This window comes from Bacillus sp. JJ634 (assembly GCF_036962285.1).
In the GTDB taxonomy this organism is placed as follows: domain Bacteria; phylum Bacillota; class Bacilli; order Bacillales; family DSM-1321; genus Peribacillus; species Peribacillus asahii_A.
In genome coordinates, this window is the sequence record NZ_JBALMU010000055.1 from 19,614 (window position 1) to 26,657 (window position 7,044).

The following is a 7,044-nucleotide window of genomic DNA, read 5'->3' on the forward strand; positions in this document are numbered from 1 at the left end:
CGATTGGTGAGATACAGTTCAACTATACCTTTGCGATTTTCAAAGGTATAGTTGAACTAATCAGGTTCGTACGGTCACTTGATTGAAGCGAAGTGGAAATCTTAGTGACCGTAGAACGTAACTAACCATCAGTGGGAGATGAAAGAAAAACCCCGCTGATGGAAGTTTCACTTTATAAATACCTACTCAAAATAGCAGAAAATTCTTCAAGACCTTGTTGATCTTCTGCGTCAAAACGATTCGTTATTGGGCTATCAATATCTAAAACCCCGATAATTTCCTCGTTTTTTATAAGAGGAATAACAATTTCTGATTGAGAAGCAGCGTCACATGCGATATGCCCTGGGAATTGGTGTACATCGGCGATGCACAGCGTTGTTTTGTTTGCTGCTGAAGTACCGCAAACGCCTTTTCCAAAAGGGATGCGTACACAGGCAGGAAGTCCTTGAAATGGTCCAAGAATTAATTGATTGTCTTCCACTAAATAAAAACCAACCCAATTAATATCAGGAAGAAATTGGTTGAGTAAAGCGGAAGCATTGCTTAAATTGGCAATTTGATTTTTTTCATCTTCAATAAGTGCTACGAGTTGTTTATGCAAAAGTGTATATTGTTCTTGTTTATTTTCTGGGTGTTTTTCGACATTAAACATACTATTTCACCTAACTTCACCATAATTTTATCGTGCTGTATTTTGAATGAGCATGGATGCTAAGAATTTGTCGAGAACTTTTAAAAGGATTCCCGTCAGTTACTCTAGAATACTTTCTAGACAATTGTCTTTATGTAGAAAGCGAGGGAAATCCGATGAATCGCCAAACGTCAACGAAGCAAGAAATTTTGGATGCCGCTCTTTACCTTTTTCATTTGAAAGGCTATCATGCTACATCGATTCGTGACATTGCCAACAAAGCAAAAGTGAATCCAGCTAATATCGCTTATTATTTTAAGAATAAACAAGGCTTACTAGAATATTGCTTTATGTTTTATTTAGAAAAATATATTGCGGTCTTAGAGAGAAATGTTGTCATGTTAGAACAGAAAGGACCACAACAATGTTTGGTAGATTTAGTGACGGATATACTTGAATTCCAGAGAGAATATTTCCTAGCTGCGCGTTTTATTTACGGTGAATCCGCATTAGACACCAATTTAAACCGCGAAATTCATTCGACTTATTTTATGAAAGAAAAATACTATTTTCAACATCTTTTAGATGAAGGCATTAAAACACGCGTGTTTCAATCTGTTTCTGTGCCGCTTTATTTATTGCAGCTGAAAAGCTTGTTAACGGCACCTGTACTGCATCCAAATTATGCAACAGAAGTACTTTATGTATTCCCGCAGGAAGCCTACTATATGAACCGTTTTGCCGATGAAGTGAAGCGTTTTATTGAACAAACATTATTTCATCCTGATCACGATCAGGCAAAACTATTTAGTCGTCCCGAATTATTTACGGGAGTGTAATCAAGGCACTATATCCTTGTCCTAAGTCTTTCGCTTGATGAGCATCAGAACCATAGCGAAGAGGAATACCTAATTCAACAGCCCGCTTAGCAAATCGTTCCGGAGGGTACGGCTCGCGACAAAGTGGTTTTACAGCACCAGCCCCATTGTAATCTAATTCATAATTTTGTCGTTGAATTTGTTCTAGAATATGATACACACGATCGTCGAAGCTTTTAGCTGCTGGAAACCGATGCTGGAATTTATGGACCAATGTAATATGACCGATTCGTTTTGGCTTATAAATACCTAAGTCCGCGTTGATTGATTTTTGAAGTGTATCATAGTATTTTGTGTAAACGGCATCGATAGAACCGAGTTCAGTGCTAATATTTCCAAATTCATCGTCGCTATAATCGATACAATACCATTTGTGATTATGCTCGATAAAATGGACAGACAAAATGCTGTCATCAAGAAAAGTTCCAATTTCATTAAGGAAAGCTTTTGTTTCTTGTTCAAATCCTTCGATATAATCGATTTCAAGGCCAGATTTAATTGTAATACTATTTTTATATTGCTTTTTTAGCTGTTGAAGTTCCTCTAAATAGGTGTACAAAAGGGCAGCATCCATACCGCTGTCTTTTTCAGGCGTGGGGTCAATAAATCCCTTTGGCAGAGGAGCATGCTCAGTAAAGGTAATTTCTTGTAGACCTAATTTAATTCCTCTTTCTATATACTCAACGAATGAATCCTTAGAGCCGTGTGGGCAAAACGGTGAATGCACATGACTATCCGTTTTCATCACATTTCCCTCCCGATAAATAGCTGTTTTTTAGTAATTTTCTACAAAAAATAAATTTTTGTCATCAAAAATAATTGTTAACATGGTATCATAAAAGCATTAAATTGAACATTTTCTTATTTTATTTGATATAGAGATTTACAAGATGGACGGTAAGGCTAGAACAGGGGGCTTATGATGGAATACATATTGGGAATAGTAATTTTACTATTAGTGTTTATTATTGGGGGCTATTTTTTTAAGAGAAGGTACTTTCAAGAAATTGATCGTTTGGAAACATGGAAGCTTAATATTATGAATCGCCCCGTGTTGGAAGAACTTTCTAAGGTCAAGAGATTGAATATGAATGGTGAAACGGAGGAACTGTTTGAAAATTGGCGCAGTGAATGGGATGTCATTATTACAGTCCGTATACCTGAAGTAGAAGAGCTGTTATTTGATGCGGAGGAATATGTTGATAAATATCGTTTCAAACGCTCAAAGGACGTACAAAGGCAAATTTCAGCAAAGTTGAATGAGATTGAGGAGAGTATTAAATCGATTCTGTCTGAATTACATGAGTTAGTTGGAAGTGAGGAGAAGAATCGTTTTGAAGTAGCCGAAATTCAGGAAACCTATCGTCAGTTAAAAAAATCTTTACTCGCGCATCGCCATAATTATGGAAAAGCGGTTAGTAAGCTAGAAGAGACGTTGGAAGAAGTTACAACGGTTTTGAAAAGTTATGAAGAAGAAACGGAAAATGGGAATTATTTAAATGCACGTGAGCTTGTTTTATCGGTTAAAGCAAAGTTAGATCGACTAGCTTCGAGAATAGAGAAACTGCCAGCACTCTTATTAGAAAGTGGTTCTTCGCTCCCTGCCCAAATTGCGGAGCTAAAAGAAGGCTATCAAGATATGGTTGACCAAGGTTACTTGCTGAATCATATTGAATTTACAGAAGAAGTAACGCGCTTAGAAACAGAGTTAGATTCGTATAAGAAACAGTTGGAGAATGCCGAAGTGGAAGTAGTCGAGCAAGGGATGAATGACTTGCGTGACCGCCTAAATATTTTATACGATTTACTAGAAAAAGAAGTATTGTCGAAGCAATATGTTCAAAAAAATCATGAAAAGCTAGCAGAAACAATTGCAAACGCAGAATATGAACATGAAAAGCTTGAGGAAGAAATGTTTATTGTGCAACAATCTTATCAATTAACGAATAGTGAGCTAGAAGCGCAAACAAAAATGATCAAGCAGATTCAACAAATTGCAAAGCGTTATGAATTACTTGGACTAAAGATTCAAGATAATGATACAGCTAGCTCGCTTATTAGCGAAGAAATGCAAGCAGTTGATGAGCAGTTAAAAGCTTTAATGGAAGAGCAGCAAGTCTTTGCAGGGAAGTTGCAGGCGTTAAGAAAAGATGAATTAGATGCAAAAGAATCATTAGCGGATTTAAAATATAAGATGCTTGAGACAAGTCGAATGATTTCTAAAAGTAATATTCCGGGATTGCCGGAGGAGTTTAAGACAATTATTGAGAATGCGAAAGAAAGCATTGACCATGTCCAAAGAAAATTGGAAGAAAAACCACTTGATGTTGCAGCTGTTTATTTATTTTTAGAACAAGCGGTAGCGAATACAAACAAAGTACATGAAAGTGCTCAAAGTTTAATTGAACATATGTACTTAGCGGAGAAAGTCATTCAATATGGAAATCGTTATCGCAGCAGCAATGCTTTTATGGCAGACAGTTTAAAGGAAGCTGAAAAAAGATTTCATAGTTTTGACTATCAAGCTGCATTAGAGACGGCTGCTGCAGCGATTGAGAAGGTTGAACCGGGCAGCATGAAGAGGCTTGAAGCGAATATAGAAGAAGTAATATCCTAAAAACTCGCCTTGTGCGAGTTTTTTTTGATATGCGCTGTATGAAATAGTAGTGCTAAAAAATAAGGTTATCCATTTAAACAACTTTAAGGAGCCAGATTCTCATTCTGTTTTAATTATGTTAATATTAGACGTTGCAAGAGTAAAATTTGTATAAGTATATCCTTTCATCGTTATCTGAATGGGTGGCGTTAATAGATTATAGAAGGTGACATGATGATTTATTTAGATAATAGTGCGACGACGAAGCCGTATCCTGAAGTAATTGAGTCGTTTGTGAAAGTATCAACGGACTATTTCGGTAATCCTTCTTCTCTCCATGGTATCGGGACGCAGGCGGAAAAGCTCCTTTCAATAGCAAGAAAGCAAATTGCTGATTTATTGAAAGTGAAGAGTGCAGAAGTCTTTTTTACTTCAGGCGGTACAGAAGGCAATAATTTAGCGATTAAAGGGGCAGCACTTGCGAACCAAAATCGCGGAAAGCATATTATTACAACGAGTATAGAGCATCCATCGGTTATGGAGGCTTTTCAAGTGTTAAGTGAACAAGGATTTGCAGTAACATATCTTCCAGTTGATGCAACAGGGCGCGTCTCAGTTGTTGATTTAGAGAAAGCGTTACGTGAAGATACGATTTTAGTTTCTATTATGCATGTGAATAATGAAGTTGGATCGATTCAACCGATTGCTGAAATTGGAGAGCTGTTAAAGCAATACCCTCAAATATTGTTTCACGTGGATCATGTACAAGGGATTGGGAAGGTAGATCTTTCATTAGCAGATGCAGGAATTGACCTTTGTACGATATCTGGCCATAAATTACACGGGTTAAAAGGGACAGGTGTTTTGTATATTCGTCAAGGTGTGCGGATAGCTCCACTGTTTTCAGGTGGGAATCAAGAAAGCCAATTCCGAAGCGGTACAGAAAATGTAGCAGGTATTGTTGCGCTTGCAAAGGCAATGAGAATTAGTTTAACTAATTGCATGTTATATGCGCATAAATTGAAAGAAATTCGAACAGTTTTTTATCATGGATTACAGGAAATTGATGGAGTACAAGTAAATAGTCCGGTAGACGGAGCTCCTCATATTATTAATTTTTCGGTACCAGGTCTTAAATCTGAAGTGTTACTTCATGAGTTAGAAACAGAAGGTGTCTATGTCTCAACGACAAGTGCGTGTTCATCTAAAAAGCGCACGGCAAGTAAAACAGTCCTTGAAATGTATCGAAATCAAGAGCGAGCAGAAAGTGTCATTCGAATTAGTACGTCGTTTCATAATGAAATAGAAGAGGCTAAGCAAGCTATTGATGCTATAGGACGCGCTGTAGCTAAACTAGAAAAGGTGATGAGGTAGTAACATGAAATTTGATCATATCATTATTCGTTACGGAGAAATTTCAACAAAAAAACGGAATCGAAAAGCATTTGTGGCTAAAATGAGAAGGCATATTTTATGGAGCTTAAAGGATATTCCCAATGTTGAACTGACAGCCAATCGAGAAAGAATGTATATTATTTTACATGATGCCGACCATAAAGAAGTCATTGCACGTTTGCAAGGAGTGTTTGGCATTCAGTCGCTGAGCCCTGCGCTTAAGGTTGAGCGCGACATTGAGAAGATAAAAGAAGCGGCGCTCTACTATATGAATCAGTTATCAGACCCAGTCCATACTTTTAAAATTACGACAAAACGAGCAGACAAAGAGTTTCCATATGTAACAAATGAAGTCAATCATTTGTTAGGCGGGCATCTCTTACGTAATATCGAGGGATTAAAAGTTGATGTAAAAAATCCTGATTTCAATTTGCTTGTTGAAATTCGTCGTGAAGCAGTTTATTTAACAGGTGAAATTGTTCCGGGAGCTGGGGGATTGCCATATGGTTCGAGCGGCAAGGCAATGTTAATGCTTTCAGGTGGAATTGATAGTCCTGTAGCAGGGTATTTATCGATGAAACGCGGTTTAGAGGTAGAGGCTATTCATTTTTATAGTCCTCCATTTACAAGTGAGCGCTCGCGTCAAAAAGTGCTGGATTTGGCAGCAAAACTGGCAGAAGTGACAGGCAGTTTTAAGGTACACATTGTTCCATTTACGGATATTCAAGTATTAATTCAAAAGCAAGTACCAGATAATTATTCGATGACCACGACGAGACGTTTAATGCTGCGATTAGCTGACCAAATTCGTGAAAAGAATCACGCACTGGCGATTATTACAGGGGAAAGCCTAGGACAAGTAGCTTCACAAACAATGAGCAGTATGTTTGCGATTAATGAAGTAACGAATACGCCGATTTTACGCCCGCTTATTGCAATGGATAAACTAGAAATTATTAATTTAGCTCAGCAACTAGATACGTTTGAAATTTCTAATTTACCGTATGAGGATTGCTGTACAGTATTCACACCAGCAAGTCCAAAAACGCAACCAAAGAGGGAAAAAGTGAATTACTATGAAAGTTTTGTTGAGTTTGAGCCATTAATTGAAAAGGCGATTCAAAATATAGAAACAATTACTGTTGTTCCAAATCAACAAACTATCGAAAAAGAAATGGAAGAATTATTCTGACTATCTAGCAATTACCAAGAATGAAGCCATGTGTTTTTACACACTCTATAATCACAAGGAGGTGAACAACACATGGCAAACAACAACAACTCAAATCAATTATTAGTTCCAGGAGTAGAACAAGCTCTTGAGCAAATGAAGTATGAAATTGCTTCTGAATTTGGTGTACAGCTTGGTGCTGATACAACATCACGTGCGAACGGTTCAGTTGGAGGAGAAATTACAAAACGTCTTGTCCAAATGGCTGAGCAACAATTAGGTGGCGGATTTTCAAGATAATTGAATAATATGGCTGCAGGAAGCGGGTATTATACCCGCTTCCTTCTTTCGTGTGTTCGACATTATTATATGT

Annotated in this window: 7 protein-coding genes; 5 read left to right on the plus strand and 2 right to left on the minus strand. The window is 37.4% G+C overall.

Annotated elements, in window-relative coordinates; translation table 11 throughout:
- Positions 1 to 172: 172 nt before the first annotated feature.
- Positions 173 to 652 carry a GAF domain-containing protein gene (locus tag V7068_RS10320; protein ID WP_499712645.1) on the minus strand — a complete coding sequence of 160 codons (480 nt, stop codon included), beginning with the start codon at positions 650 to 652 and terminating at the stop codon, positions 173 to 175.
- Positions 653 to 807: 155 nt separating this feature from the next.
- Between V7068_RS10320 and refZ the strand changes: the two genes are divergently transcribed.
- Complete coding sequence (gene refZ, locus V7068_RS10325) at positions 808 to 1,470, plus strand: forespore capture DNA-binding protein RefZ (protein ID WP_164853291.1); 663 nt, start codon at positions 808 to 810, stop codon at positions 1,468 to 1,470.
- Here refZ and hisJ read toward each other — a convergent pair.
- A complete protein-coding gene (gene hisJ, locus V7068_RS10330) occupies positions 1,457 to 2,254 on the minus strand; it encodes a histidinol-phosphatase HisJ (RefSeq protein WP_499712647.1) in 798 nt (265 codons plus the stop codon). The two genes, refZ and hisJ, sit on opposite strands and share 14 nt — an antisense overlap.
- Positions 2,255 to 2,431: 177 nt before the next feature.
- Here hisJ and ezrA point away from each other — a divergent pair, with 177 nt between their 5' ends.
- The 4 genes from ezrA to V7068_RS10350 all read left to right on the plus strand — a co-directional run bounded on the left by ezrA (position 2,432) and on the right by V7068_RS10350 (position 6,971).
- A complete protein-coding gene (gene ezrA, locus V7068_RS10335; RefSeq protein WP_499712649.1) occupies positions 2,432 to 4,126 on the plus strand; it encodes a septation ring formation regulator EzrA in 1,695 nt (564 codons plus the stop codon).
- 213 nt (positions 4,127 to 4,339) lie between these two features.
- Positions 4,340 to 5,479 carry a cysteine desulfurase family protein gene (locus V7068_RS10340; RefSeq protein ID WP_499712650.1) on the plus strand — a complete coding sequence of 380 codons (1,140 nt, stop codon included), beginning with the start codon at positions 4,340 to 4,342 and terminating at the stop codon, positions 5,477 to 5,479.
- 4 nt (positions 5,480 to 5,483) lie between these two features.
- A complete protein-coding gene (gene thiI, locus V7068_RS10345) occupies positions 5,484 to 6,692 on the plus strand; it encodes a tRNA uracil 4-sulfurtransferase ThiI (RefSeq protein WP_499712652.1) in 1,209 nt (402 codons plus the stop codon).
- A 72-nt stretch (positions 6,693 to 6,764) separates the two neighbouring features.
- The gene (locus V7068_RS10350) at positions 6,765 to 6,971 is read left to right on the plus strand and encodes an alpha/beta-type small acid-soluble spore protein (RefSeq protein WP_499712654.1); all 207 of its coding nucleotides are present in this window, start codon (positions 6,765 to 6,767) and stop codon (positions 6,969 to 6,971) included.
- Positions 6,972 to 7,044 lie beyond the last annotated feature (73 nt).